The sequence below is a fragment of the Cupriavidus sp. 96C5-1 genome, from assembly GCF_057798855.1.
This window is the reverse complement of sequence record NZ_JBYOJU010000008.1, coordinates 118,172-142,044: the sequence shown is the minus strand read 5'-3', so window position 1 is coordinate 142,044 and position 23,873 is coordinate 118,172. Positions and strand designations below refer to the sequence as shown.

21 protein-coding genes and 1 pseudogene are annotated in these 23,873 nt (G+C 63.2%); 12 read left to right on the top strand and 10 right to left on the bottom strand.

The annotated features are described in order from the left end of the window. Positions 1-43: 43 nt before the first annotated feature. From AC3FOF_RS12465 to AC3FOF_RS12445, 5 genes are read right to left on the bottom strand one after another with little or no spacing between them, the layout of a single operon-like run. Complete coding sequence (locus AC3FOF_RS12465) at positions 44-916, bottom strand: sulfurtransferase (RefSeq protein ID WP_488726769.1); 873 nt, start codon at positions 914-916, stop codon at positions 44-46. 9 nt (positions 917-925) lie between these two features. Next, positions 926-1,267 carry a carboxymuconolactone decarboxylase family protein gene (locus tag AC3FOF_RS12460; RefSeq protein ID WP_035815155.1) on the bottom strand — a complete coding sequence of 114 codons (342 nt, stop codon included), beginning with the start codon at positions 1,265-1,267 and terminating at the stop codon, positions 926-928. A gap of 55 nt (positions 1,268-1,322) precedes the next feature. Then, complete coding sequence (locus AC3FOF_RS12455) at positions 1,323-2,315, bottom strand: Bug family tripartite tricarboxylate transporter substrate binding protein (protein WP_488726768.1); 993 nt, start codon at positions 2,313-2,315, stop codon at positions 1,323-1,325. Between the two features lie 45 nt (positions 2,316-2,360). Continuing rightward, entirely contained in the window at positions 2,361-3,725 is a 1,365-nt protein-coding gene (gene purB, locus AC3FOF_RS12450; protein WP_488726767.1) for an adenylosuccinate lyase, read from the bottom strand. Between the two features lie 8 nt (positions 3,726-3,733). Beyond that, on the bottom strand, positions 3,734-5,197 hold the full coding sequence (locus tag AC3FOF_RS12445; RefSeq protein WP_488726766.1) for an FAD-binding oxidoreductase: 1,464 nt from the start codon (positions 5,195-5,197) through the stop codon (positions 3,734-3,736). A gap of 243 nt (positions 5,198-5,440) precedes the next feature. Here AC3FOF_RS12445 and AC3FOF_RS12440 point away from each other — a divergent pair, with 243 nt between their 5' ends. Beyond that, positions 5,441-6,244: an IclR family transcriptional regulator gene (locus AC3FOF_RS12440; protein WP_276267952.1), complete on the top strand. Its 804-nt coding sequence runs from the start codon at positions 5,441-5,443 to the stop codon at positions 6,242-6,244. 5 nt (positions 6,245-6,249) lie between these two features. Here the strand turns inward: AC3FOF_RS12440 and AC3FOF_RS12435 are convergent, their stop codons facing one another. Next, complete coding sequence (locus AC3FOF_RS12435; RefSeq protein WP_488726765.1) at positions 6,250-7,632, bottom strand: MmgE/PrpD family protein; 1,383 nt, start codon at positions 7,630-7,632, stop codon at positions 6,250-6,252. Positions 7,633-7,882: 250 nt separating this feature from the next. Further along, the gene (locus AC3FOF_RS12430) at positions 7,883-8,050 is read right to left on the bottom strand and encodes a hypothetical protein (protein ID WP_488726764.1); all 168 of its coding nucleotides are present in this window, start codon (positions 8,048-8,050) and stop codon (positions 7,883-7,885) included. A 177-nt stretch (positions 8,051-8,227) separates the two neighbouring features. Here AC3FOF_RS12430 and AC3FOF_RS12425 point away from each other — a divergent pair, with 177 nt between their 5' ends. Then, positions 8,228-8,767, top strand: a complete 540-nt coding sequence (locus tag AC3FOF_RS12425) for a hypothetical protein (RefSeq protein ID WP_488726763.1) — start codon at positions 8,228-8,230, stop codon at positions 8,765-8,767. A 285-nt stretch (positions 8,768-9,052) separates the two neighbouring features. On the opposite strand, the gene acs is transcribed toward AC3FOF_RS12425, so the two are convergent. Then, positions 9,053-11,110, bottom strand: a complete 2,058-nt coding sequence (gene acs, locus AC3FOF_RS12420; RefSeq protein ID WP_488726762.1) for an acetate--CoA ligase — start codon at positions 11,108-11,110, stop codon at positions 9,053-9,055. Between the two features lie 206 nt (positions 11,111-11,316). On the opposite strand from acs, the gene AC3FOF_RS12415 reads away from it, so the two are divergent. The 4 genes from AC3FOF_RS12415 to AC3FOF_RS12400 all read left to right on the top strand — a co-directional run bounded on the left by AC3FOF_RS12415 (position 11,317) and on the right by AC3FOF_RS12400 (position 14,238). Next, positions 11,317-11,745 carry an ACT domain-containing protein gene (locus AC3FOF_RS12415; RefSeq protein ID WP_488726761.1) on the top strand — a complete coding sequence of 143 codons (429 nt, stop codon included), beginning with the start codon at positions 11,317-11,319 and terminating at the stop codon, positions 11,743-11,745. 3 nt (positions 11,746-11,748) lie between these two features. After that, complete coding sequence (locus tag AC3FOF_RS12410) at positions 11,749-12,084, top strand: hypothetical protein (protein ID WP_488726760.1); 336 nt, start codon at positions 11,749-11,751, stop codon at positions 12,082-12,084. Between the two features lie 21 nt (positions 12,085-12,105). After that, on the top strand, positions 12,106-12,534 hold the full coding sequence (locus AC3FOF_RS12405; protein WP_488726811.1) for a hypothetical protein: 429 nt from the start codon (positions 12,106-12,108) through the stop codon (positions 12,532-12,534). Positions 12,535-13,800: 1,266 nt separating this feature from the next. After that, positions 13,801-14,238, top strand: coding sequence for a universal stress protein (locus tag AC3FOF_RS12400; protein ID WP_488726759.1), 438 nt, complete (start codon positions 13,801-13,803; stop codon positions 14,236-14,238). A 929-nt stretch (positions 14,239-15,167) separates the two neighbouring features. On the opposite strand, the gene AC3FOF_RS12395 is transcribed toward AC3FOF_RS12400, so the two are convergent. Then, positions 15,168-15,599 carry a hypothetical protein gene (locus AC3FOF_RS12395; RefSeq protein ID WP_488726758.1) on the bottom strand — a complete coding sequence of 144 codons (432 nt, stop codon included), beginning with the start codon at positions 15,597-15,599 and terminating at the stop codon, positions 15,168-15,170. 385 nt (positions 15,600-15,984) lie between these two features. Between AC3FOF_RS12395 and AC3FOF_RS12390 the strand changes: the two genes are divergently transcribed. After that, positions 15,985-16,311 (top strand): hypothetical protein, encoded by a 327-nt coding sequence (locus AC3FOF_RS12390; RefSeq protein ID WP_488726757.1) that lies wholly within the window; start codon positions 15,985-15,987, stop codon positions 16,309-16,311. A gap of 50 nt (positions 16,312-16,361) precedes the next feature. After that, positions 16,362-16,605: pseudogene (locus AC3FOF_RS12385) on the top strand (H-NS family nucleoid-associated regulatory protein). A 483-nt stretch (positions 16,606-17,088) separates the two neighbouring features. Here the strand turns inward: AC3FOF_RS12385 and AC3FOF_RS12380 are convergent. Beyond that, a complete protein-coding gene (locus AC3FOF_RS12380) occupies positions 17,089-18,057 on the bottom strand; it encodes a LysR family transcriptional regulator (RefSeq protein ID WP_488726756.1) in 969 nt (322 codons plus the stop codon). 178 nt (positions 18,058-18,235) lie between these two features. Between AC3FOF_RS12380 and AC3FOF_RS12375 the strand changes: the two genes are divergently transcribed. The 4 genes from AC3FOF_RS12375 (at position 18,236) to AC3FOF_RS12360 (ending at position 23,810) form a co-directional block, all read left to right on the top strand. Beyond that, complete coding sequence (locus AC3FOF_RS12375) at positions 18,236-19,660, top strand: amidohydrolase (protein WP_488726755.1); 1,425 nt, start codon at positions 18,236-18,238, stop codon at positions 19,658-19,660. Positions 19,661-19,711: 51 nt separating this feature from the next. Further along, positions 19,712-20,671 carry a Bug family tripartite tricarboxylate transporter substrate binding protein gene (locus tag AC3FOF_RS12370; RefSeq protein ID WP_488726754.1) on the top strand — a complete coding sequence of 320 codons (960 nt, stop codon included), beginning with the start codon at positions 19,712-19,714 and terminating at the stop codon, positions 20,669-20,671. A 347-nt stretch (positions 20,672-21,018) separates the two neighbouring features. Then, a complete protein-coding gene (locus AC3FOF_RS12365) occupies positions 21,019-22,131 on the top strand; it encodes a porin (protein WP_488726753.1) in 1,113 nt (370 codons plus the stop codon). A gap of 56 nt (positions 22,132-22,187) precedes the next feature. Further along, on the top strand, positions 22,188-23,810 hold the full coding sequence (locus AC3FOF_RS12360; protein WP_488726752.1) for an ATP-dependent acyl-CoA ligase: 1,623 nt from the start codon (positions 22,188-22,190) through the stop codon (positions 23,808-23,810). Positions 23,811-23,873 lie beyond the last annotated feature (63 nt).

Sequence of the window (23,873 nt, the reverse complement as noted above, 5' to 3'; positions counted from 1 at the left end):
GCTATCGGCAGAGTCATGCCTGCCGCGCACAGGGCCGTTCGCCTCAGGTGGCCGCGCCTGTGGCGATACGCGCGCCGGGCTGGGCGCACCATTCACTCCACGAGCCGGGGTACAGCACGGCGCCGGGCAAGCCTGCGATCTCCAGCGCCAGCAGGTTGTGGCAAGCGGTCACGCCCGAACCGCACTGGCTGACGAGTTCGGCGGGCTGGCGTCCGTCCACCAGCGCCAGGAGTTCCTCGCGCAGCCGGGCGGCGGGCTTGAAGTTGCCGCTGGCGTCGAGGTTGTCGCGGAACAGGCGGTTGCGCGCGCCGGGAATATGGCCGCCGACGGGATCCATGGTCTCGTTCTCGCCGCGGAAGCGGTCTGGCGCGCGCGCGTCGAGCACCAGCCGTTCGCCGCTGTCCAGGTTGGCGCACAGCGTCCCGTAGGAGACCGTGCCGGCCAGTGGCGCACGCAGGCTCAGGGTGCCGGCCACTGGCGGCGGCGGCGCTTCGCCGGCGAGGGGCAGGCCCGCCGCATTCCAGGCGGCCAGGCCGCCATCCAGGACGGCCACGGTGCCGTGGCCGATCCAGCGCAACATCCACCACAGGCGCGCAGCGTACATGCCGCCGGCGTTGTCGTAGGCCACCACCTGGGTATGGTCGCCGGCGCCGAGGGCTGCCAGCGCGCGCACGAAGGCTTCTGGCGCGGGAAGCGGATGGCGGCCGTTGCGGCCGTTCTTTGGCGCACTCAGCGTGTCTTCCAGGTGCACGTAGCGGGCCCCTGGAATATGACCGGCGTCGTAGGCGCGCCGGCCAGCCTGCGCATCGGTCAACTCGAAGCTGCAGTCGAGCACCAGCAGGGAGCCCGGCTGCGCGCCGTCGAGCTCGCGCGCCAGTGCATTGGCGGAAATCAGGGTCTGGTAGGTCATGGGCATGTGCTCTGCTTATTCCTTGAAAGTATCCAGCGCGTCCATCGCGCGCAGGGAGTAGACGTAGGCGGCGCCCGCGTTCAGCGCGATGGCGGTGCCCAGCGCCTCGGCCAATTCCGCCTCCGTGACGCCGGCCTTGCGCGCCGCCGCCGCGTGAGCGGCTATGCAGCCGTCGCAGCGGGTGGTGACGGCGACCGCCAGCGCGATCAGTTCGCGGGTCTTGGCGTCCAGCGTGCCGGTGGCGCCCTGCGCTTCGTTCAGTGCGCGGAAGGCGGTCAGCATCTGCGGGTTGTGCGCCGCCAGCTGGCCGGCGGCCTTGCGGTTGTTGGAGAGCGTTTCAGTCCAGTTCTGCAGCATGGTGGCATCCTTTATCGACATCCATTTTCGAGACAGGCAGGGGATCCGCAATCCGTTATTGCGCGATCTGCGTGAGCAGTTCAGGCGTGGCGGCGCTCTTGTAGCGCGCGATGTCTTCGACGATGTAGCGGCGGAAAGCATCCAGCGGCAGCTTGCGTTCCATGGCCGCGTCCTTGCGGATGGCCTGCTGCACGTCCGGCTGCTCCAGCGCGCGGGAAAGATGCTCGGACAGCGTCTTCACCACGGCCTGCGGCGTGCCCGCCGGCGCGGCCAGGCCGTACCACTGCGTCACCACCACGTCGACGCCGAGCTCCTTGAAGGTGGGCACCTCGGGCAGCGCGGGGCTGCGCTGCGCGCCGGTCAGAGCGAGCACGCGCAACTGGCCCTGCCTGACCTGTCCCATCAGCGGCGACGCCGTGGCGAAGAACATGTCTACCTGGCCGCCGATCAGGTCCGTGATGGCGGGGCCAGAGCCCTTGTAGGGCACGTGCAGCATGTCGACGCCGGCGCGCTGCTTGACCATCTCCATGCCGATATGCGCGGCGGCGCCGGTGCCGGTGGAGGCAAAGCTGAGCGTGCGCTTCCTCGCGGTGGCCAGCACCGTCCTGGCATCGGGGAACTTCGAATTGCCGGCCACGAACAGGCCGTGCGGCGCCTCGAGGATCAGCCCGATCGGCGTGAAGTCGTCGGGCACCTTGTACGGCAGCGTGGACGGCTTCAGCGCGGGGGATACGGCCAGGTTGCCGCTCATCGCCAGCAGGATGGTGTAGCCGTCCGGCCTGGACTTGGCGACCACGTCGGCGGCGATGTTGCCGCCCGCGCCGGCCCGGTTCTCCACCACCACGGTCTGCCCCAGCGACTTGCTCATGGCGTTGGCGATCAGGCGGCCGTAGAGATCGCCGCCACCGCCCGGCGGAAAGCCGACCACCAGCTTGATGGGCTGGTCGGGATACGCGGCCTGCGCGGTTTGCGCGAAGCCCGCTGCGCCGAGCAGCAGGGCCAGCGCCGCGCGGCACAGCCCGCGCGCGCCGGGAAAAGAACTTGCCATGGTGTCTGTCGCCTCCGCCTGTTATGGGATGCGTGCCGTGCCGGCTCAGTGGCCGAGCCAGCCGCTTTGCTGCTGCGCGATCACGCGGTCAACCGCGGCAGCGCACTGCCCCAGGTAGCCGGCGGGGTCGGTCAGGCGTACGATTTCCGCTTCGCCGAGCACTTCGGCCAGGTGCTTGTGGCCGCGCATGGCCTCGGCAAAGTCGAGCTTGTGGCTGATGCCATGCATCGACGCTTCGTAGATCCACTCGTGCGCGGTCTGCTTGCCCACGCGGGCGCCAAGCTCGATCATGACGTGCTCGGACAGCAGGTAGCCGCGCATGCGGTCGAGGTTGGTGGCCATGCTGGCGGCATCCACGCGCAGGCCGGCCAGCAGGTTCCTGGCCTGGAACAGCATGGCGCCGGCGATCATGCAGCACTCCGGCAGCGCCTTCCATTCCATCTTCCAGGCAATGCCGTCGCGCTCGCCTTCCTGCACCATGCCTTCGAGCATCATGGCGGCGCTGTAGCGCAGTGGCCGCGACAGGCCCGCCAGGTTCTCGGCCGAGGTGGGGTTGCGCTTGTGCGGCATGGTGGAGGAACCCAGCTTGCCATCGGAGAAGGCCTCTTCCACTTCGGAGAATTCGTTGCGCTGCATATTGAACAGCTCGTTGCCGATCTTCGACAGCGTGGAGCCGATCATGGCCAGCAGCAGCGCGTATTCGGTGAAACGGTCGCGCGCCGGGGCCCAGCTGATCGCCGGCGTGCCGAGGCCGAGCTTGGCTAGCGTGCGGCGTTCGACTTCTGCCGCCTGCTCGCCGAGCGACGCCTGGCTGCCAACCGCGCCAGCCACCATGCCGACCAGCACGCGCGCTTCGCATTCCTTCAGGCGCTGGTGGTGGCGCCCGAGTTCGTCGAGCCAGATCGCGCACTTGTGGCCAAAGGTGATCGGCAGCGCTTGCACGCCATGGGTGCGGCCTGCCATGGGCGTGTCGCGGTGGGCGCCGGCCAGACGCGACAGTTCGGTGCCGACTGCCTTCATGTCGCGCATCACCACCGCATGGAACTCCTTGAGCTGCAGCGCCACGCCCGTGTCGACCACGTCCTGCGTGGTGGCGCCGAAGTGCACCCACTCGCCATTCTCGCGCGAGCAGCGCGCCTGCAGCTGCTTGAGCGCAGGCACCAGCGAATGCTTGATGCGGCGGATCTCGGCGGACATCTGCGCCAGGTCGATATTCTCGATCTTTGCCTGCGCGGCGATATCCCTGGCCGCAGTCTCCGGGATGATGCCAAGCTCCGCCTGCGCGGCGGCCAGCGCGGCCTCGAAGTCCAGCCACTTCTGCACGCGGTTGTCCTCGGAGAAGATGGCGCGCAGTTCCTCGGTGCCCCACAGATGCTGGAGCGATTGCATATCGAATACGGAAACGGGCATGGGGAGTCCTAGCGGTGAGAGGAAGACGTGGCCGGGGACACGCGCTCGCGCGGCAGCACGCGCCCGGGGTTGAAGGTGTTCAGGGGATCCAGCGCGGTCTTGACGCGCGCCATCAGGTCGAGCGCCACCGGCGACTTGTACCGCAGCAGCGCGGCTTGCTTGAGGCGGCCGATGCCGTGCTCGGCGGAAATCGAGCCATGCAAGCGCGCAACCACGGCGTGGACCAACTCGTGCACCTCGTCCTCGCGCGCACGGAAGGCATCGTCGGCCATGCCGGCGGGCTTGCTCTGGTTGTAGTGCAGGTTGCCGTCGCCCACATGGCCGAAGCACACCGGGCGGATGCCGGGCATCGCCTGCTCCAGCGCGGCGCCGGCTTCGGCAATAAAGACGGGAATCAGCGAGGTTGCCACGCAGATGTCGTGCTTGATCGACGGACCGCACAGGCGTTGGGCTTCGGGCACGTGATCGCGCAGCGCCCACAGTTCGTGGGCCTGCCGCTCGGACGCGGCGATCACGGCGTCGGCAACCAGGCCGTCTTCCATGGCCTCGCCCAGTACGTCTTCCACCGCCGGACGCGGATCGAGCCGCGGCGAGGTCTCGGACACATCGAACAGCACCGCCCAGGCACAGTTGTCCGGCAGCGGGTCGCGCATGCCCGCCAGCGGGTGCGCGAGCACCTGCGACAGCGCCTCGCGGCCGATCAGCTCGAAGGCGGTGACCCGCTCGCCCACGGCGCCGGTCAGGCGGCTCAGCATCTCCACTGCGGCTTGCGGATCGCGCACCGCCATCCAGGCGGTGATGACAGTACGGGGCGGCGGGAACAGCTTGAAGGTGACGGCCGTCACCACGCCCAGCGTGCCCTCGCTGCCGATGAAGAGCTGCTTGAGGTCGTAGCCGGTATTGTCCTTGCGCAGGCCCGCCAAGCTGTCGAGCACCTGGCCGTCTGCCAGCACCACTTCAACGCCAAGGGTCAGTTCGCGCGTATTGCCATAGCGCAGCACCTGCTCGCCGCCGGCATTGGTCGACAAAACGCCGCCCACGGTGGCGCTGCCTTCCGAGGCCAGCGACAACGGGAACAGCCGGCCCTGCGCGGCGGCGGCTTCCTGCGCCGCCAGCACGGTGCAGCCCGCTTCCAGCGTCATGGTGTTGTTGAGCGGATCGACGCCGCGCACTGCGGTCATGCGGCCAAGGCTCAAGACCACTTCCGTGCGCGAAGCATCTGGCGTGGAACCGCCGACCAGCCCGGTATTGCCGCCCTGCGGCACCAGCGGCACGCCGTGCAAGCCGCACGCCGCCACCACACGGACGACCTCGCTGGTGCTAGCTGGCCGTACCACGGCGCGCGCGGCACCCGGATAGTTGCGGCGCCAGTCTGAGACATAGCGCGCCATATCTACATCCCGCGTGAGGACGTTGGCTGTGCCGACGATGCCGGACAGCAAAGCGAGAAAGGAATCACTCCCGGATTGCATGGACTGGAAGCCTCAGGTAAATGTCGCTGCGCCTGCCAGGGGAGCGGCTTGCGATCAGCGACAATAGTCTGCAGCGGAGGTAAGGCTCCTTGCTGTCCGACATGCCTGAAACGCTCGGGCCAACGCCTTGCCTGGTCGCCGCTTGTTGTTTCATTGAATGAAATATGTTTTAATGAACAAAACTATAGAGAGTCAGGAAACCCGTGTCAAGCGCGGATTTCGTGGCCAACATGCGCCGAAAACATGAAGACTTCACACACCAAAACGTCCGCGGGCGCCAAGGCCAAGGCATTGGCTGCCACTGAGTCAGTCGACGTTACCGAAAGCGAACAAGACGGCGGCGTTGCAGACACGCCCAAGCCGCCGGCCGGCGTGCTGGAGCGCGGCATCGCCATCCTCGAATGCTTCAGCGAGGAGCGCTTGCGCCTGTCGCTGCGGGAGCTCGCCGAATGCACAGGGCTGGACAAGGCCACGCTGCTGCGCCTGCTCGGCGTGCTGACGCGCGCGCGCATGGTGCACCGTTTCGACAGCGGCAGCTATGCGCCAGGACCGGCCCTGCTGCATATGGGCATGCTCTACCGCAGCACCTTCGATCTCGGCACGCGCATGCAGCCGGTGTTGCACAACACCATGCGGGAAACCGGCGAAACGGTGGCCTTCTATGTGCGCAGCGGCAACGAGCGCGTCTGCCTATTCCGTGAAAACACGTCGAAGGAAGTGCGACATCATGTGGAGGTCGGCACGCGTATCCGCTTGGCCGACGGCGGGTCCTCGGCGCACGTGCTTAATGCTTTCACCGGCGGCGACACACCGCAGGCGAAAGCCATCCACGAGAAGGGCTATGCGATGACGCGTTCCGAGCGCGTGGCCGAGATGGCCTCGGTGGCGCTGCCGGTATTTGAGAGCGACGGCACTTTCCTGGGCGCGCTGGTGGTGATCGGGCTCGCCTCGCGCCATAGCGAGGAAGCCCAGTTGAAGGCCGTAGACATAGTGCGCCGCGAACTGGCGCTGCAGGGTTTCAACACCAGGCCTTCCGCCGGCCACTGAGCGACTCAGCGCTGCACGGCCGCTCCAAATAGCGCTGGCGCCACCGTGCAGGATGCTTGGTCCCTACCCGCATCGGCAAAACCGGCGCACCAGCCGGCGATGCGGGAAGCCGTGGCATCGTCCATGGCGGGCGCGAAGGCGCGCATGCGGGTCTGCAGCGCGGCCCAGTCGAAGGGGTCTTCCGGATCGCCGCGCCGCAACTCGCGCAGCGCGCTAACGCGCCGGCCATCGCGCAGCACGATGGTGACGCGGGCGGGACGCTTGTGCGGGAACGCAAGCTGGAAATCGTCGTTGGTCGTGACCTGGATCCTGTTCGCCAGCGCGAGCAGCGTCGGCGATCCCAACTCCGGGGTTTCCATCTCCTCGATGCCCACGTTGCCCTTGAGCAATAGCGTGGCAAGCAAGTAGCGCAGGCTAAAGCAGGTCTCGGCGGGCTTGGTGGGCCAGATCACTCCGGCGATCTTGAGTGCGTGGGGAAAGATCGCCACCTCGACCGAGGTGATATCCTCCGGCATGAACGCGTGCGCGTCCATCAGCGCCCGGGTGGCATCCAGCGGCGTAAAGAGCTGCGCGCAGCATGGCCATGCCTTAATGGTCGCCGTGTTGATGCGCTCGGGCGCGTCCAGGTCCCCGTCCAGCGCCTCCAGCGGCCCATCGCCGGCCAGTAGCGCGTAGAGCCCACGCTTGCCTGTCATGAAGGCCCGCGCACCGGGCAGCCCGGCGCACGCAGCAAACGCGGCATGGATACCGTTGCGCACCGCGAAGGCCGGGTGGAGCGACTTTGACTCGTGGGCGTCGTCATCGACCAATTGCCAGAGGCCGGCCGCCTGCGTGGCGCCGATGCCCATGGCGTGGTGCAACTGTTTCGTCGTCAAACCTAGCGCCACGCCGGCCGCTGCCGCGGCACCCACCGCGCCGGCGGTGGCGGTGGCGTGGAAGCTGGCCGCATGCCGGGGGCCAAGCGCTTCGCCTACACGCAGCGATACCTCATAGCCGGCCACGATGGCGTCGGCCACGCGGCGTTGGCTCAGGCCACGCCCGGCAGCCAGCGCCAGCACCGGCGAAATGGCGATAACACCCGGATGCAACATGGCCGCCCGATGGGCATCGTCGATTTCGCGAAGATGCGCGATTGCGGCGTTGGCGAACGCCGCGCCGGGCGCCGCCATGCCGCACCCGCCGAACACCGCGGCATGCCCCTCGCCAGGCGTGCAATCCTGGGCCAGCGTGCGCATGGTCGCCGCCAGTGGCATCGGGCTCGCCGACCAGCCGGCCGTGAACCAGTCGAGCAAGGCTTGAGCGAGGCGGTCCCGGGTGGTCTGCGCAAGGGGGGCGAGTTGCAGGGCGGTAACATGCGCCGCCAGTTTCGTCTCCGCAAGATTCTCCATACAATGATTTCGCTCAATGAAATAGATTTCATTATACAAAACCAAAAGCGGTTGCCATGACTATTTTTGTGCGGCCATTTTCGTTCGGGGACTGTTCCGGTCTCCCGGGCAAACCAGGCCGCGATTTTTGCCAGTATCATTTTTCTCCACCTCGAGCTGTTTGACGTTGCGGCGCACCCGCGTCTGTTCCTCGCGCTCGACCGTGGTGATGCCATTGTGACGCTTGCCGCATCGCGATTGCTTGCGCGACTCAGTTGTAAATGGTCTGCGCGGCGGGTTCAAGTTTCTTGGCCAGGTCTTCCGGCGTATGGTCGGCCTGGACGAGGTCAATCATCTGTTGCCGGAACGCCGCGGCATACGGCATTCGATGCATGTGCATGGCGGGCACCTCCTTCGGTTCAAGATAGGGGGTGTCCAAGAAAACGGGTCAACTCCATGGAGTCGGTTTGGGCGCCCAGTCGAGGGGCGCTCAATTCGCGCGCCCAATCGTACGCTGGCGGCGTGTTGGCGGACCTGTACCGCTGCCTCACCGATAAGTAGTGCTATTCGGTACTCCCTGGCAGGGCATCCACGAGCTGAAGAGCGCCCCGGCACCATGGCGCGGATCGAGGGCTGGTGGCCGGAAGTGGTGGCCAAGGGCAACAAGCTGCGCCGGGTGCCGGGGCCGCCGGCGGTGATCGCGCGGCTGGGGGCGTACTTGGCCGCTTGCGGCCACCCGGCCGATCCGGGCGCCAACCGGGTCTCGGGCGGCGTGGCGCTGCTCGTGCATGCCACTGACCTGGGCGAGCGTGCGCCGTGGGCCGGCGCACGCTCGCTAGCCTCGTCGAGGTTGCTGCCGGCATCGGTACCGTCACGCTCGCCAAGCAGGTCAAGGGATTCTTCGCTGCGTGCGCCGGCATGCTGCGCTTCGCCGACCCGCGCGGTGCGGCGCGGCTGGCGGCGGCCAGCACGCACTGGCCACGCTCACGCCCGCACGCCGGTGGTCGCCAACCAGGTACCGCTGCCCGCCGCACAGGCGCTGCTCGGCCATGCCTCGGTGCAGACCACAGCGGCATACGCGAAAACTGATCTGGGCCAATTGCGCTACTTCGTCGAGCAGACCTTCACCGATCCTACGCCACCGCCCGATCAATAACTCGGAACTTGCGTTGCTGCGGCCTCTGTCCAGCTATTTGGGAACGGCCTTGCATCAGCAAGCGAGCCACGCATAAGATAAGAAAAATTGGGGCCTCGGTTTGCGCCGTGGCCTCGATAAGGGGGAAGATGGATGACGACCACGCGCGCCTAGATTGCGGGATCTCCAGCATGGCTGCGCCCATCAAGTTTGCAACACTATTACGATAATCTTCCTCAGAGTTTCATCTTACGCGACCGAGCCCGCACCTGACAATGCTGTCAGACATTGACGGCCGTAGTCGTCCTATGTTGCCAGCGCCCTGATCCTCTCGACGACCTCTGGATTGGCAAGCGTGGACACGTCGCCAGGCTCCTGCCGGTTGGAGATCGCCGCCAGCACGCGGCGCATGATCTTGCCCGAGCGTGTCTTGGGCATGTCGGGAACAATCACGACCCGATGCGGACGCGCAATCGCGCCAATCTGGGATACCACGGCGGCCGAGACCTTGTTCGCGATCTTCGTGGATGGCAACAGTCCCGGCTTGAGTGACACATAGAGATCAGGCACCTTGCCCTTGACCTCGTCGGCCACCGGCACCACCGCTGCCTCGGCGACCTCGGACACCAGCAGTGCTGCCGATTCGATCTCCTTGGTGCCGAGGCGATGGCCGGAAACGTTGATCACGTCGTCGATGCGGCCAAGGATGCGAAAGTAGCCGTCCGCCGCCTGCATTGCGCCATCGCCCGCCATATACGGCCAGTCGCGCCAGTCCTTGCTGTCGGGATTCTTGCAATAGCGCGCATAGTACTGGCGCACGTAGCGGTCCGGATCCTTCCAGACGGTCTGGAATATGCCCGGCCAGGGATTGCGGATGCAGATATTGCCCGCTTTGCCCGAGCCGGCCGGGATCTCCTTGCCTTCCTCGTCAAAGATCACCGGATGAATGCCCGGAATTCCCGGGCCCGTGCTGCCGGGCTTCATCGGATGGATGCCCGGCAGCGTGCTGCAGAGGAAGCCGCCATTCTCGGTTTGCCACCAGGTGTCCACGATGACCGCCTCGCCCTTGCCTACTTCACGGTGGTACCACTTCCAGACTTCGGGCTCGATCGGCTCGCCGACCGTGGTCATGTGCTTGAAATGGTAGTTGTACTTCGCCGGCTCGTCGGGCCCGTTGCGTCGCAGCGCGCGGATTGCGGTGGGCGAAGTGTGGAAGATATTGACGCCAAGGCTTTCTGCAATACGCCAGGGCCGGCCTGCGTCGGGCCAGGTCGGCACGCCCTCGTAGACGACAGACGAGGCGGCGAGCGCGAGCGGGCCATAGACGATGTAGGAATGCCCGGTGATCCAGCCAATATCGGCCATGCACCAGTAGACGTCCTCGGGGTGGATATCCTGGATGTACTTCGAGGTCCATGCCACGTAGGAAAGATAGCCGCCGGTGGAATGCTGGCAGCCCTTGGGCCGGCCCGTGGTGCCGCTCGTGTACATCAGGAACAGCGGTGCCTCCGCCGGCATCGGCTCGGGCTCGACACGCCTGCCGCGGAACCCGGCGAGCACGTCATTGAGAATGACGTCGCGGCCCTTTACCAGTCTGGCGGCACTGGAATACTTGCCCGGGTAGCGTTGCCAGATCAGGACCTTCTCTACCTGCTGGCCGGCGCTGGCGGCCTCTGCCACGGCAATGTCGGCCTTTTCCTTGTGATCGAGCAATTCACCGCTGCGGTGATAGGCGTCCATGGTGATCAGCAGCCGGCTCTCGGAGTCCGCGATGCGCTCGGCGCAGGCCGTTCCACTGAAGCCGCTGAATACCTGCGAATGAATCACGCCAATGCGCGCGCATGCGAGCATGGTGATGGGCAGTTCGGCCACCATGGGCATATGCAGCGTGACGCGGTCGCCGGCCTTCAGGTCGCAGAACTCGCGCAGCAGGGCGGCCAGCTCATTGACGCGAACAAAGAGCTCCTGGTAGGTGAGGTGATGCACCGCCTCATGCTCCGGCTCCGGCACAAAATGAATCGCGGTCTTGTTCCTGTACGCGGCGAGGTGGCGATCCACGCAGTTGTGGCAGGCGTTGATCCTGCCGCCGACGAACCAGCGCCAGAACGGCGGGGCGCTGGTATCCACGGTCGTTTCCCAGTATTTGTACCAGTCCAGCAGGTCTGCGAACTCCTTGAAGCACTCGGGGAAACGATCGAGGGAGAAGCGTTCGAAAACGCCCGGGTCGGTCAGATAGGCCTGCGCAATGAACTGGCCGGCCGGCAGGACGTAGTCCTCCTCGGGCCAATGGACCGCAATTTCGGCCTCGGACACATCGGCCGATTCCTGCTCTGCAGCATGGCGTGGCGATTTGCCTTCAGACATGACGATTCCCCTTCACTTTCCATGGCATCCGTCCGGGTAGTGTCGGTACCACTATCCTGCGATAACTGCCTGAAACGACTACTCCATATTAAGTTCGGGCACGGGGAGTTGCCAGGAAATCGGCCTGCCGCTGTCCACCGAGCCCAGAGCTTGCCTGTCGGCCGCCATGCGCTAGATTCGTAGTGGTGACCTTTGGAGAATGAGCAATGACCAACGATCTTCTCGTGGAACGCGTGGACGTGTGGGCGGCAACCATACCGGACCGGCCCGGCGGCCTTGCGGAGGTACTGGAGACCTTGCGCGATGCCGGCGCGGACCTGCAGTTCGCGATTGCGCGCCGCACGCCGGAGGACCCCGGCAAGGGTGTCGTGTTCGTGACACCGCTGCAGAACGACAGGGAAATCCGTGCAGCTGCCCAGGCTGGGTTTAATGTCACGCACAGCCTGCATTCGGTGCGTATCATGGGCGGGGACCGGCCCGGCATTGTGGCCGAGCTGACCCGCAAGCTTGCGAAAGGCGAAATCAATCTACGCGGATTCTCTGCCTCCGTCATTGGGGCGCAGTTTGTCGCGTACGTGTCGGTGGACTCGCTCGACGATGCGAACAAGGCAATGACGATCCTGAGCAAGGGCTGAAGCTTGCCGCGGGGCAACGGCGGAGCAGCCGCGGGAGCGAGCCAGGTCCACAAACATCTGCAATTCGTGCAGCTGTTCGCCGAGAGTTGCCTGGCGCTGCCGATCGGCCTCTTGCTGGAGTCGGCGCGGATCGCCGGGCGCCGTCCCCGACTTGGCATTTGCGCTTGCGTTGGCGCCACTGGTTCTGTTTGCGGCGCTCGTGCACGAGATGGCGTGCACGCCGCGCAAGCGCTACCGCGCACTGCTCGATGCGGTTGGCGTGCGGGCGGTCGATGTCGACCGCGGACTACGCCAGTCTGCGCCGTACAACCTGCTGGTCATGTCCGCAGGGCTGCTTGATCCAGGGAATGCGTTGAAGGTATTTCGGTCAATGCCCTGGGGTTCGCTGGCTCGTTGTTTGTCCGGGATGAGGCGCAGATACGGGCCATTGAGAGCCTTGGTCCGATGAATCTCCTCCGGCGAGGTGCGGCAGCCGCAGGGCAGAGCGGGACTGCCCGCCGCAGCCCGTGGCCGGCAGCATCCGTTATCCGTGTGAGCATGTGTATGCGCTCGCGACTGGCTGTCTGCCCATGGGGCACCGCTGGTGACGTGAGATTCAGGCATGCCGCGCCAACCAGAGCTTCTACCTGTCTTTGCTTCACAGCGCTGTTATGCCGACACTCGGCTGAACAGGCCGCATTCGAGATCGCTCTCGAATTCCACGATCAAGGGCGAAGACTCGCTATCTTCATAGACACTGTGAGAGCCAGTCGCCACGCGTCTCACCGTGACTTGCTGCGCACCCGATGACCACCATTTGATCGTTGTAGACAGAAGTGGAGGGAGATTGGAATGTCGGACCAGTCCTTGGCGACGCTGCAAGCAGCAATTGAAGCATACCGCGACGGCCGTGTGTGCCAATTACCAGTAACCCGGCGCCTTCCTCTAGAGCAGCTTGTTCAACAAGTGTCGATATGTCGCCCGTGGCAACCGGTTCGTCAAGCGGGTGAGGCTCGCATGGGATCTGCTGCGCCTGCATTTGAGCGCTTGCGGCTCGAAGAGCTCCGGCCTTTTTCAGTGCACGATTTCGGGGCCGGATCTGGAGCGGGTACTAGGGGCCGCGCACAAAGCCGGCGCAGTCTACACGAACTACATCGGTGCGATTGTCCTGGGAAGTGCGCCCGCTTGAAGTGTAGTTGCAGGCGCATTCCTGGATAGGTCGAGCGCGTAACGAACCGTGATGCGCGGCGGTAAGGACTACGATGCCAGCTTTCCCGGGCGCCCGCAGAGAGGTCCGCGGGCTACGGACGATACGCAAGGCTCCTTGTTTTGAGCAGGAGGCGTGGTCAACTGGTCGCCGATCATTCTGCTTGCCAGATCCAGTGCGGCTTTTGCGTTCACAGGAGGAAGTCCCGAGGACAGCGCCAGCCTGACTGCGATGGCCGCCAGGCGTCCTTCTTCATAGGTAGGCATGTCGATCTGTGCTCCTTTGCGTCCCCGGGGTCATGGCCGGGCCGCGCTTGCAGCCGCCGCGGGTCGGCGGCCCACTCACAGTATGGGCGATTTGCGCGTGGGCGGCCCCCCTGATTGCAGCTGACTCGTGTGAGCGCAAGTGACACCGGGCTGGGAATTTGACGAAAAGGCCGGTGTCGCGTCGGCGGTGGTCCGAAGCGTGCCTTGACGAAGGCCCGGTTCTTTGCCGGTACTGATTCACTTCGCCATGATTACCCTGAACAGCGCTCAGTTGCGTATCGAAGCGCCAAATCGCGTATGACGCCTGCACAAGGCCACGTCAATCAGCTTCGGCCTGTTCCACCACCTGGTCCGTCGTGCGCAGGTCGAGCGTGATGTCCGACGTCAGCGGCAATGTCGTCTTGGCGACATCCCCGATCGCCTTCGGGCTTGTGACCGATTATGTCCCGCCCCCTCAGTTGACGTGAGGCTTTCGGCACCTATACTCCAATTAGATGATGGGTATTTGATAGCCATCAAGAATGCCTTGGCGCCTGTTAGGCGCCTTGTGCACAGGGCGGCGAATGGGCACCAAGCGTGAGCGTACAGAGCAAGGAGGGCAAAATGTTCAAGCATCTTCTGCTGACGGTTGATGGATCTGCGTTGGCCGAAGCGGCTTTCCACAAGGCACTCGTATTGGCGCGCGACATGAATGCCCGCGCCACCGCAGTACGAGTCTGTCCGGATTACCACGTGCTGACCTATCAGGTGGAAATGCTGACCGACACCCGCGAGGAATATGTCAATGCGGCGTGGGAAGAAGCGACGCGATACCTGAAGGGCATTGCACGGGAGGCCGGCGCCGCCGGTGTACCTTGCGAGACGACCTATGTAGTCAACGATCACCCATACGAGGCCATCATCAAAGCGGCCGAAGACAAAGGCTGCGACCTGATCGTGATGGCGTCGCATGGACGGCGCGGCGTACAAGGCTTGCTGATCGGCAGCGAGACGCTGAAGGTGCTGACCCATAGCAAGATCCCCGTGCTGGTCTACCACTAAAGCCATGGCATCAAGGCACGTCCGCCGTTTGCCGTAAGAAGACGTTTCTGGTTGAGCACTCATCCAATGGACGGTGCGCCACGGCAGGATACTAAGCCGATATGGGGAGCGGCCTCTTGCACCGAACAAGTTGAGCAAGGAGAAACGGCGATGGAACTGCTCGTGGATCAAGCGGAAGTCTGAGTCGCGAGCATTCCGGACAAGCCGGGCGGCCTGGCCGGGGCCCCAAAGCCTTCTGGGCTTCAATGTTGTCGGGGAGATCGCTAGGGTCGATTGGCACGCGGGCGCAGTGGATTCGCAGTCAGGCGCGGAGGAAGCGGTTCCCGGCGACACCACTGTGTACAAGGCCGGCTGGCACAAATGGCTGGGCGCCGCCTCCTATTGACCAATGGACGCGATCAGAACATCGACGTATCGCCGCGCCCAGAGAATTGCATGATCCTGTGCCCCCTGACTTGTTACATAGCTACCGAGGTCCGCGGACTCCGCTTTTCGCTTGGCCAGCAGAGACGGGACATCGCGTTGCGAAACGATGAGTTGTCAAAGGCTGACCAGAGCGCGCATGGTCGACTCTGATGGGAGAAGCAACGATGATGATGCGCACACTCTCGTACACCCTTTGCCGGGACCGCCACGACGAACCACTGGCGGTTTTGGAGTCCCCATTGGGCAACGGACAAGAGCTACATCCGGAAGCGCTACGCAGGTTGGCAGCGTAGCTCCCACGCATTGCGGACGAGGCCACTGCATTAGGCCCGGGGCGGCGGTTCCCGCTTCCGCGCAAGTCCTCAGTTGAGTATTGAACGGAAAGGCTCTGCCTTTGAGTGCCTCGCCGATGGTACGGGGATCCTGCCCGCATTTCAATCACGGTGGTGTGGCTGGGGAACCGGCGTGAGATCTACCGATGAGGGGGGCGTCGTCGTGCCGGTTTAGAACAGGGGCGCAAGCAGGTCGCCTTGCCCGGAAGCGTTGGCCGCGGGCTTGCGTTTGCGCTTGGGTTCAGGAAAGCCTGCCCGGTTCAGGGCACGGGAGACTTCGTTCAGGTTGTGCCATATCGCGGCCGCCTCGTCTGGAGAGAGACGCTCGGCGGCAGCATCGATGGACTGGACGAGCTCGGCCAAACGGCGATGCGCGGAGTCGAGCACGAGATGGTGCTGCGCTTGTTCTTGCCGATCGTGCTGGGCGGAGAGCCAACGCGCCAAGGCAGACTGCTCGTCCTCGTCGAGCAGGGCAAGCAGCGCCTTGGTGGGGCCGTCACTGTGCCGGAACGTCCCGACGACGGTCTGCTGTGCCCGGCGCGAGCTGAGGTCACGTCCGGTGCGTATCAGCTTGACGAGATTGCCTTGTTCGCGGATCAGCATCTGGCGGTCCCTGAGTCATGGGTGAGAGCAAGCATACCGCATCAAGCAGGCCGCCCTCGGCCTGAGTGATCGGCGCTGGGCGAGTGGCCCGACCAGTTCTTCCTTGCCGCCGCAGTGGCGGCATCACGCATGATTGCAACCGAAGCGCTCCCAGTCGGCTAGGCTGGGTGCACTCATGGGCGCGTAGGTGCGCGCCTTGCCTTTTTAACGAAGCCCAGTTGATCGAGGAGCAAACCGAGGCCGAGCGCGCGGTGGCGCCGGCGGTGATCGCGCGGCTGGGGGCGTACCTGGCCGCTTGCGGCCACCCGGCCGCTCCGGGCGCCAACCGGGTCTCGGGCGGCGTGGCGCTGCTCGGGCATGCCACTGACCTGGGCGAGCGTGCGCCGTGGGCCGGCGCACGCTCGCTAGCCTCGTCGAGGTTGTCGCCCGCATCGGTATCGTCACGCTCGCCAAGCAGATCAAGGGACTCTTCGCAGACTGCGCCGGCACTCTGCGCCTCGCCGATCCGTGCGGTGCGGCCCGGCTGGAGGCGGCCAGCACGCACTGGCTGCGTCATACCCAATTTATCCATGCGCTGGCGGCCGGCGCGCCGCTCGAGGTGGTGCAGCAGAACGCCGGCCACGCGTCGCTCACCACCCGTTACGTGACCATCGAGGCCGCGCGGCGGATGGAGGCGATGCAGGCGGTGTGGACGGCCGGCAAGGTCGACTGATCGTGCGGCCCAAGTCGTTGCACCCTTCCGACTCCCAAAACGTTATACCTATGTCTCTTGAGATTGAGCGCGCCGCGGCCACGGTGTGGATCCGTATGCAGATGGCACAGCCTGAGCTTGACCGACCTGCAGGCGGCGGGCTGCTTCGCCGAGAAGGCGCCGCCGCCGCCCGAGCTGGCGCGCACCTACCGCAATGCCGAAGGGCAGAAGTGGGACGGGCAGGGCGAGATGCCAGCCTGGCTGCAGCGGGCCGTTAACGCGGGGCGGTCGGCAGAGCATTTCCGGGTGGGGTGAAGCTACGCGAGCCGCGGGGCGCAAACTGGCGCAGCGGAAGAAGGTCGGCCACGACCCACTGTAGTGGCAGACCAAGCCCTTCTTTCAGGCCTGCAACCAACAGCGGGATTAGCATAGGGCAGGCGGCGCTAGCCAGTGATAACGATTGCAAAGGTTGTTTCCGTGACTTTCCACGGATTGCCTCGTGCACCATGCTTGCTGACTCTTGTTCTCCCAGGAATACTCGGTCTCGATTGTCTTGCCATCGACTGGTCTTGGAGTTGTCGTAGGCAAGAAAACGAACATCATCCCCACTCCGTGGATATGAGATGTTGGTCATTAGTAGATCCCAAGCAACTCACTTACGGGTAATTGAAAGCCGGTGAACTCTTCACCGGACCGTTACCTTCAATGATCGGCTCGCCCATCCCCTCTGTCCTGTTGTCGCAAAGGACGAGGTTAACAGGTTCGCCTCGCGGTTAACAGTACCAGCGGCCCTTTATGTCATATTGACTTGCCGTCATCGAGCAAACACTCAATCGCGCGAAAGAAGCGTCGTTTAGCTGGATCCGTTGAGTTCGCTGACTCCCGTATCACGGCCATGGTTGCGTCGATAAAACACTTGGCCGCTGCGCCCAATGGCACTGCACGCCTATACGTTATGCTGATCCCGGCATCTGGCAACGCGTCTCTGATCGGCAACACGCAAAGCCCATCTTTTGCCACCAATAATTCCGCCAAGGGCCAAGGCATGAGACTGAGAAAGTCCGTCCTTGCGATAAGGTTCGTGGCTATCACGCTTGAGTGCGAGATATGGATCCGGGGAGAGTAACGGCTGCAGTAGTCGCTGAATGCGCTCTGGACCACTCCATCGGATTCTCCCGTGAAATCACGATTCAGAATCCAGGTGGCCTCTTTAAGCTCCTGTAGCGTCCGGCACTCGACCATTGGATGGCCAGCTCGCGCCACCACGGCGTATCCGGTCGAGAAGAGTGGCAGCTGGACGAACTCCTCCGACTGGGACAAGTACATTCGCCCTATTGAGAGATCAAGCGTGCCATCGCGAAGCTTTGGCACCGTTACCGTAAGCAGGCTCTCGAAGAACTCGAGCCGGGTGTCCGGCATCTGAAGCTGGAAGCGGCCGGTGATTTCGCCAAGCAAGGTCATGCCCAGCCAGGCCGGGATACCCACCGCCAGGGTCCCCTTCCGTTTGCCGGCAAAGACGTCCATTTCCTGCCGGGCGCGCGCCAGCACACCTACCATGAGGCGCGCGTGTTCCAGAAGAACCTGCCCGGCGGGGGTCAAAGTGATGCCCGTCGTTTCGCGAATGATCAAGGTCACCCCGACTTCGTCTTCCAGTTCACGGACCGCTTTGGTGATAGCGGCCGGTGAGTGGGAGGTGGCCCTGGCCGCATTCCGGATGCTTCCGCTGTCGGCGATCGCAACTAGTGCGCGGAGTTGATGAAGCTTCATATCGAGCAAAAAATTGGGGTGAGAGCCAAGGGCAACCAACGGTGAACGGCGACACAAATAGCTGCCTACCGCCCCTCCGCCTAACCAAATAAGCTTTGCCCGGTGATATGGCATCGCCCAAGAAAGCAGCATCCCCTTCGAGCCGTGGCATGCGCCCCGTAGATCACCTGGAATGTATATGAAGCATATAGCAAGTGTCGTGGACCTTGTCGAAGAGAAGCAAGACCGATACATCTCCCTGGCCAACGAAATTTGGTCGCTAGCCGAAATGCGCTATGCGGAGTTTCGCTCAGCCGAGTTGCACGCCTCGCTAATCGAGGAGGCGGGCTTCAGGGTCAATCGTGGCGTGGCTAACATGCCAACGGCTTTCGTCGCCGAAGCCGGCTCGGGAGGACCCGTGATCGGATTTCTCGGGGAGTACGATGCACTTGCCGGATTGAGTCAGGAAAGCGGCGCGCTGACCTGCATGCCCGCCGCGGGGGCGGCCACGAGTAACGGCCATGGCTGCGGCCACCATCTCCTCGGGTCTGCGGCGCATCTGGCTGCGGTGGTCGCAAGAGACTATTTTGCAGCAAACAACATTGACGCCACGGTCCGCTTCTACGGGTGCCCGGCCGAGGAGGCAGCCGCCGGCAAGACCTTCATGGCCCGCGACGGCCTGTTCGATGACCTGGACGTGGCCCTGAGCTGGCATCCGTCCGTCGCCAACTCCGTGTTCATGAATGCCACCCTGGCCAATGTGCAGGCCTATTTCCGATTCCACGGAAAATCGTCCCATGCGGCATTGGCTCCGCACCTCGGGCGAAGTGCGCTGGACGCGGCGGAACTGATGAACATCGGGGTCAATTATCTCCGCGAGCACATGCCTGATGAGGCGCGAGTGCATTTTGCCTACATCAATTCGGGCGGAGTGTCCACCAATGTCATCCCCGTCCTCGCCGAGGTTCTATACACCATCCGTGCGCCACGCAGTGAAGAAGCGATCGATCTCTTCAAACGCGTCAAGGATATTGCCGCAGGTGCCGCATTGATGACGGGCACGCGCGTGGAAATCGTCTTCGATAAGGCCTGCTCGAACATCCTTCACAATGACACGCTCGATGCGATCCTGGATCGCAACATGCGGGCGATTGGCGGACTGGAAGTCAATGCAAGCGAAACCGACTTTGCTGCCAAAATGCAGAACACGGTGAATGCGGACGACCTGGCCAACAGCTCGCGCCATTTTGCCGCCGCCTTGCGCGATCCAAGACCCATCATTGCCGAAGTCCTTCCCTATCATCCCGACGTCAAGCGCCCCGTCACCGGTTCGACGGATGTCGGCGATGTCAGCTGGGTCGTCCCGACAACACAATGCCTGACCGCCTGCTATGCGTGGGGAACCGGCTTTCATTCATGGCAAATGGTGGCCCAGGGGAAGCTATCCCTTGCCCACAAGGGCATGCTGCTGGCAGCGAAAACGTTGGCCGCCACGGCGATCGATCTTGCCGGAACGCCCGACACCTTGCGCGAAGCCAGGCAGGAACTAGAACGCAAGAGAGGCCAGCGTCCCTATGTGTGCCCGATCCCGCCCGAGGTCATGCCTCCCCCCGCACGCGGCTAGTCCAGCCAGTGAACGCAAGCCGAGACTTTCTGATCATTTCACGAGAAGCCGATGAAGCTCAAGACGATTCTTAACACCATCGCAATGCTGGGAATTTGTTCACTTTTTGGCATGGCGCAAGGACAAAGTGTGTACCCGGCAAAGCCCATCTCGCTCGTCGTGGGGTACCCCCCGGGGGGCTCTTCCGATGCTGCCGCCAGAGCGCTGGCGCAAGCGCTTTCCACAGCGCTTGGGGCAACTGTTGTTGTCGAGAATCTTGGTGGCGCAACGGGAGCGATTGCCGCGCAAAAGGTGGCACGCGCCGCGCCGGACGGCTACACGCTGCTGCTTGGTTCCACGAACGAGTTGGTCGCGACCAAGTTGTTCAATCCGCAGCAAGCGTATGACGGGTCAAAGGATTTCACCTACATCGGCGTAGTGGAGCATCAGGGTGCGATGATCCTGGCCTCCCCGAAAAGTGGTATCCGAACGACCGATGATCTTATCAAGCGCATGAGGAGCGCGCCTGGAGCACTGAGTTATGGCACGTCAGGTATCGGCTCGATGCTGCACTATGCAATGGAGTCCCTGATGCAAAGAACCAATACCCGTATGACCCACGTTCCTTATCGTGGCGTCTCGCCGTTGGGTACTGATCTCGCTGGGAACAACATCGAGGTTGGCGTGATGGGGATCGCTTCGGCGAAGGCCCTGATTGATGCGGGTAAGGTCGTACCCATCGCGGTGACGACAAAAGAGAGGTCCGCCAAATTCCCGAACGTCCCTGCGGTGGCCGAGCACCCCTTGCTGAAGGGCTACGATGTGACGGGGTGGTTTGTTCTCGCCGGCCCGAAGAACCTCCCCGATCCCGTGGTTGAGAAGCTGAAGTCGACGCTGAAAATCGCGCTACACAGCCCGCAGTTCCGTCGGCACCTTGACGATGCGATTGGCGTTCCCGCCCGTGACGACGAAGACGCCATCGAGCTCATCAAGATCGAGACCCAGAGGTACAAGACTATTGTTGGCAACTGAGGGTACCGGTCGTCGGTCTCGCATAACGATGCGATCTGGGTTACCCGAATAGCGGAAGCCAGGCACCCAAGGAGTATTTCCGCTGTTACGGACTCAAATGCATTCCCGGGTTTCCGGGGCGAATGCGACTCTGTTCCTGCTTGTGATCCGCAGCGGAGCATTGCAGCAGATATCGTCGAAGCGAGTTCGCGACTTCACAAATTCCCGACTCTCCGAGGCATTCCGCCGCCACCGGCCGCGTGGGACTCAGAGCTCAGGCATTCGTAGATAAATCAGCAGCACGCCGGGCGCGAAGGGGTCGCGTCCTGCTCAAGATTCGATAATAAAAACCGGAGGAAGAAGTGTCCTTGATCAAGCAGATACCCAGATATTTGGCTGCATTTCCAGTTTGCTTTGCAACTACCGTGTCCGCGGCAGAATCTTTCCAAATCCTGAAACCCGATCCGATGCCGGGATCGGGCGGACTCAGTCTCTATGGTGTCGCCGATGCAGGCATCCAGTATTCGCGTGCGGGGACTAATCGCTTGCTGCAGTCAGAGAGCGGTGCAGGCGCAACTTCGCGCTTCGGGCTGCTTGGTGTTGAACACCTGGGTAACGGACTGTCCGTGGCTTTCAACCTGGAGAGCGCGCTCAAGTTGAAGAATGGGAGCGCAGGGGCTACAACTGCACAGGGCGAATCCAGTCTCTTCAATCGGGAAGCCAACATCTCGCTGATCTCCCGGCAGTGGGGCAGAGTCAAGTTGGGACGCCAGTATCCAACCCAGCTGTCGATCGCGATCGATCCGTTCCTTGGCGTTGGGGCCTTCTCGCCCCTTGCATCGCTGGTCAGCTTGAGTTCCGATCTGGGAAAGGGTGCCACCATCGGCGATTCCCGCATTAGCGACGCCATCTCCTACACCACTCCGATCCTCGGCGGCTTCCAGTTCGAATATCTGCATGCGCCGCGCGGCGTGACCACGCCAGGATATCCCAAATCCAGCTTCCACGGGGCTCAACTTGAGTACGCGAGTGGACCTCTCTACCTCGGGGTGTTTTATAACATTATCAATACGGATCCTACCGCGACCGTGTCCTCGGTGAGGAACAGGTGGTTGGGTGCCGGCGGGATGTATTCCTTCCCTGGCGGTACCAATGCCACTTACGAGTTCAACATGACGAACCCTGACCGCGCCGGATACTTCATCGCGACCAGTCATATGGTCGGTCTCAGCGTTCCAAAGGGGCCCGGTGTCATCAAGTTCTCTGCGGTCTATCGCAACGTCGCAGGCAAAGCCAGTGGCGATTCGCTCGCGATTGGATTGGGCTACGACTACAACATGTCGAAGACCACAGCCCTGTATGCCCGCCTTGGCTATGTGCTGAACCAAAAAAACGCGATCGGTTCGCTCGCCGGTGTTGCCTTGATTCAACCTGGCGACAATGCAAGCATCGTTGCCACGGGTATCCGTATGCGCTTTTGATGCTGCATCAGGTTTCCAATCGAAGTTATTAAAATTGATAGAGCGCGCAGGTGAGAATGCAGATTAAATCTACGGATGTTTCACTCGATTCCATACCTGATGTCGCGACAGAGTACACGTTGCCAGCCCTGCTGACTGCACGAGCGGCGCGTATCGGCGATGCGCCCCTCTTCTCGGATCGCACTACGCAGTGGACGGGAAACGACGCATGCACGATTGCAGCCCGGCGGGCGGGCAGTCTTGCCAGTCTGGGGATCACGCGCGGCGACCGCGTAGCTTTGCTATGTTCCAACCGCGTCGAATTCATGGAGGTCGTGCTCGGCTGCGCCTGGCTGGGTGCGGTTGTGGTACCTATCAACACCGCCTCACGGGGTCTGCAGCTCGAACACATTCTGCGGAATTCCGGTGCGCGTCTGCTGGTAGCGGAATCCCATCTGGTTGGGGCTGTCACTGCGCTGGATGCCCCTGGTCTGGCGCTCGAACGGATCTGGTTGATCGGCGACGTGTCGGCCGAAGCTCCGCTGCCATCGCAGTGGGAATCCATGCCAATGCCGCCGCTCGGCACCGCAGTCCCTTCTGCTGCGCTGACGGATGGTGACCCACTGGCCATCCTGTACACCTCGGGCACTTCAGGGCCGTCGAAGGGCGTGATTTGCCCGCACGCCCAGTTCTATTGGTGGGCCCACTATACGGGGCGTCATCTCGGTGTGGTGGCTGGGGATGTCCTTTACACGTGCCTGCCGCTGTTCCATACGAATGCGCTGAACAGCTTCTATCAAGCATTGATCCACGACGCCACGCTGGTGGCGGACCGTCGGTTTTCCGCCAGCCGTTTCTTCGATAACCTCGTAGAGACGCGCGCCACGGTGACTTTCGTGCTCGGCGCCATGGTTCCGATTCTGCTGGGGCGCCCGATTGCGACTGCCGAGCGCGCCCATACCGTACGCATTGCGCTGGCGCCCGGCGTACCCGGGAAATTCCAGGAGGACTTCACGGCGCGCTCCGGCATTCACCTATTGGATGGCTATGGGTCCACCGAGACCAATTTCGCGATTGGCGGCGACATTCAGCAGCAACGCCCAAGCTATATGGGTCAGGTGGTCGCCGGGTTCGAGGCGCGCGTGGTGAATGACAGTGATCAGCAGGTAGCGGACGGCGAGCCGGGCGAACTGATTCTGCGCGCCGAGCAACCGTTCGCGTTCGCCGCCGGATACTTCGGCATGCCGGAAAAGACAGTAGAGGCGTGGCGCAACCTCTGGTTTCACACGGGCGACCGCGTGGTGCGCGAAGCGGATGGTTATTTCCGCTTCGTGGACCGGCAAAAAGATGCCATTCGCCGCCGCGGCGAGAACATTTCGTCATACGAGGTGGAGCAGGTCATTCTCAGCCATCCCGCGGTCGAGACTGCCGCCGTATTTGCGGTGCACTCCGCGCTGGCGGAAGATGAGGTCATGGCTATGGTCGTACTGCGCCGCGATGCGCTGCTCGATCCGATGGAGTTGATCCAGTTCTGTGAACCGCGGTTACCCTATTTTGCCGTGCCGAGGTATCTGGAATTTGCGCCTGACCTGCCAAAAACCGAAAACGGAAAGATTCAAAAGTACAAATTGCGTGAGCGCGGCATAACCGAACAGACCTGGGATCTGGATGCTTCGGGTTACCGGCTCAAGCGCTCATGAACTCGATTGGTGGTAGTGCGCTCGCATCGCATGAGCGCTATGGACGATCGACCAGGCAGCGAC

Bases quoted from the DNA above. Each gene is read 5' to 3' on its own strand.
- AC3FOF_RS12440 (WP_276267952.1), top strand. From the start codon at position 5,441: ATGAAGACTTCACACACCAAAACGTCCGCGGGCGCCAAGGCCAAGGCA.
- AC3FOF_RS12435 (WP_488726765.1), bottom strand. From the start codon at position 7,632: ATGGAGAATCTTGCGGAGACGAAACTGGCGGCGCATGTTACCGCCCTG.
- AC3FOF_RS12380 (WP_488726756.1), bottom strand. From the start codon at position 18,057: ATGAAGCTTCATCAACTCCGCGCACTAGTTGCGATCGCCGACAGCGGA.
- AC3FOF_RS12400 (WP_488726759.1), top strand. From the start codon at position 13,801: ATGTTCAAGCATCTTCTGCTGACGGTTGATGGATCTGCGTTGGCCGAA.
- AC3FOF_RS12415 (WP_488726761.1), top strand. From the start codon at position 11,317: ATGACCAACGATCTTCTCGTGGAACGCGTGGACGTGTGGGCGGCAACC.
- AC3FOF_RS12425 (WP_488726763.1), top strand. From the start codon at position 8,228: ATGGCGCGGATCGAGGGCTGGTGGCCGGAAGTGGTGGCCAAGGGCAAC.
- AC3FOF_RS12455 (WP_488726768.1), bottom strand. From the start codon at position 2,315: ATGGCAAGTTCTTTTCCCGGCGCGCGCGGGCTGTGCCGCGCGGCGCTG.
- AC3FOF_RS12360 (WP_488726752.1), top strand. From the start codon at position 22,188: ATGCAGATTAAATCTACGGATGTTTCACTCGATTCCATACCTGATGTC.
- AC3FOF_RS12375 (WP_488726755.1), top strand. From the start codon at position 18,236: ATGAAGCATATAGCAAGTGTCGTGGACCTTGTCGAAGAGAAGCAAGAC.
- AC3FOF_RS12460 (WP_035815155.1), bottom strand. From the start codon at position 1,267: ATGCTGCAGAACTGGACTGAAACGCTCTCCAACAACCGCAAGGCCGCC.
- AC3FOF_RS12445 (WP_488726766.1), bottom strand. From the start codon at position 5,197: ATGCAATCCGGGAGTGATTCCTTTCTCGCTTTGCTGTCCGGCATCGTC.
- AC3FOF_RS12370 (WP_488726754.1), top strand. From the start codon at position 19,712: ATGAAGCTCAAGACGATTCTTAACACCATCGCAATGCTGGGAATTTGT.
- purB (WP_488726767.1), bottom strand. From the start codon at position 3,725: ATGCCCGTTTCCGTATTCGATATGCAATCGCTCCAGCATCTGTGGGGC.
- acs (WP_488726762.1), bottom strand. From the start codon at position 11,110: ATGTCTGAAGGCAAATCGCCACGCCATGCTGCAGAGCAGGAATCGGCC.
- AC3FOF_RS12395 (WP_488726758.1), bottom strand. From the start codon at position 15,599: ATGCTGATCCGCGAACAAGGCAATCTCGTCAAGCTGATACGCACCGGA.
- AC3FOF_RS12465 (WP_488726769.1), bottom strand. From the start codon at position 916: ATGCCCATGACCTACCAGACCCTGATTTCCGCCAATGCACTGGCGCGC.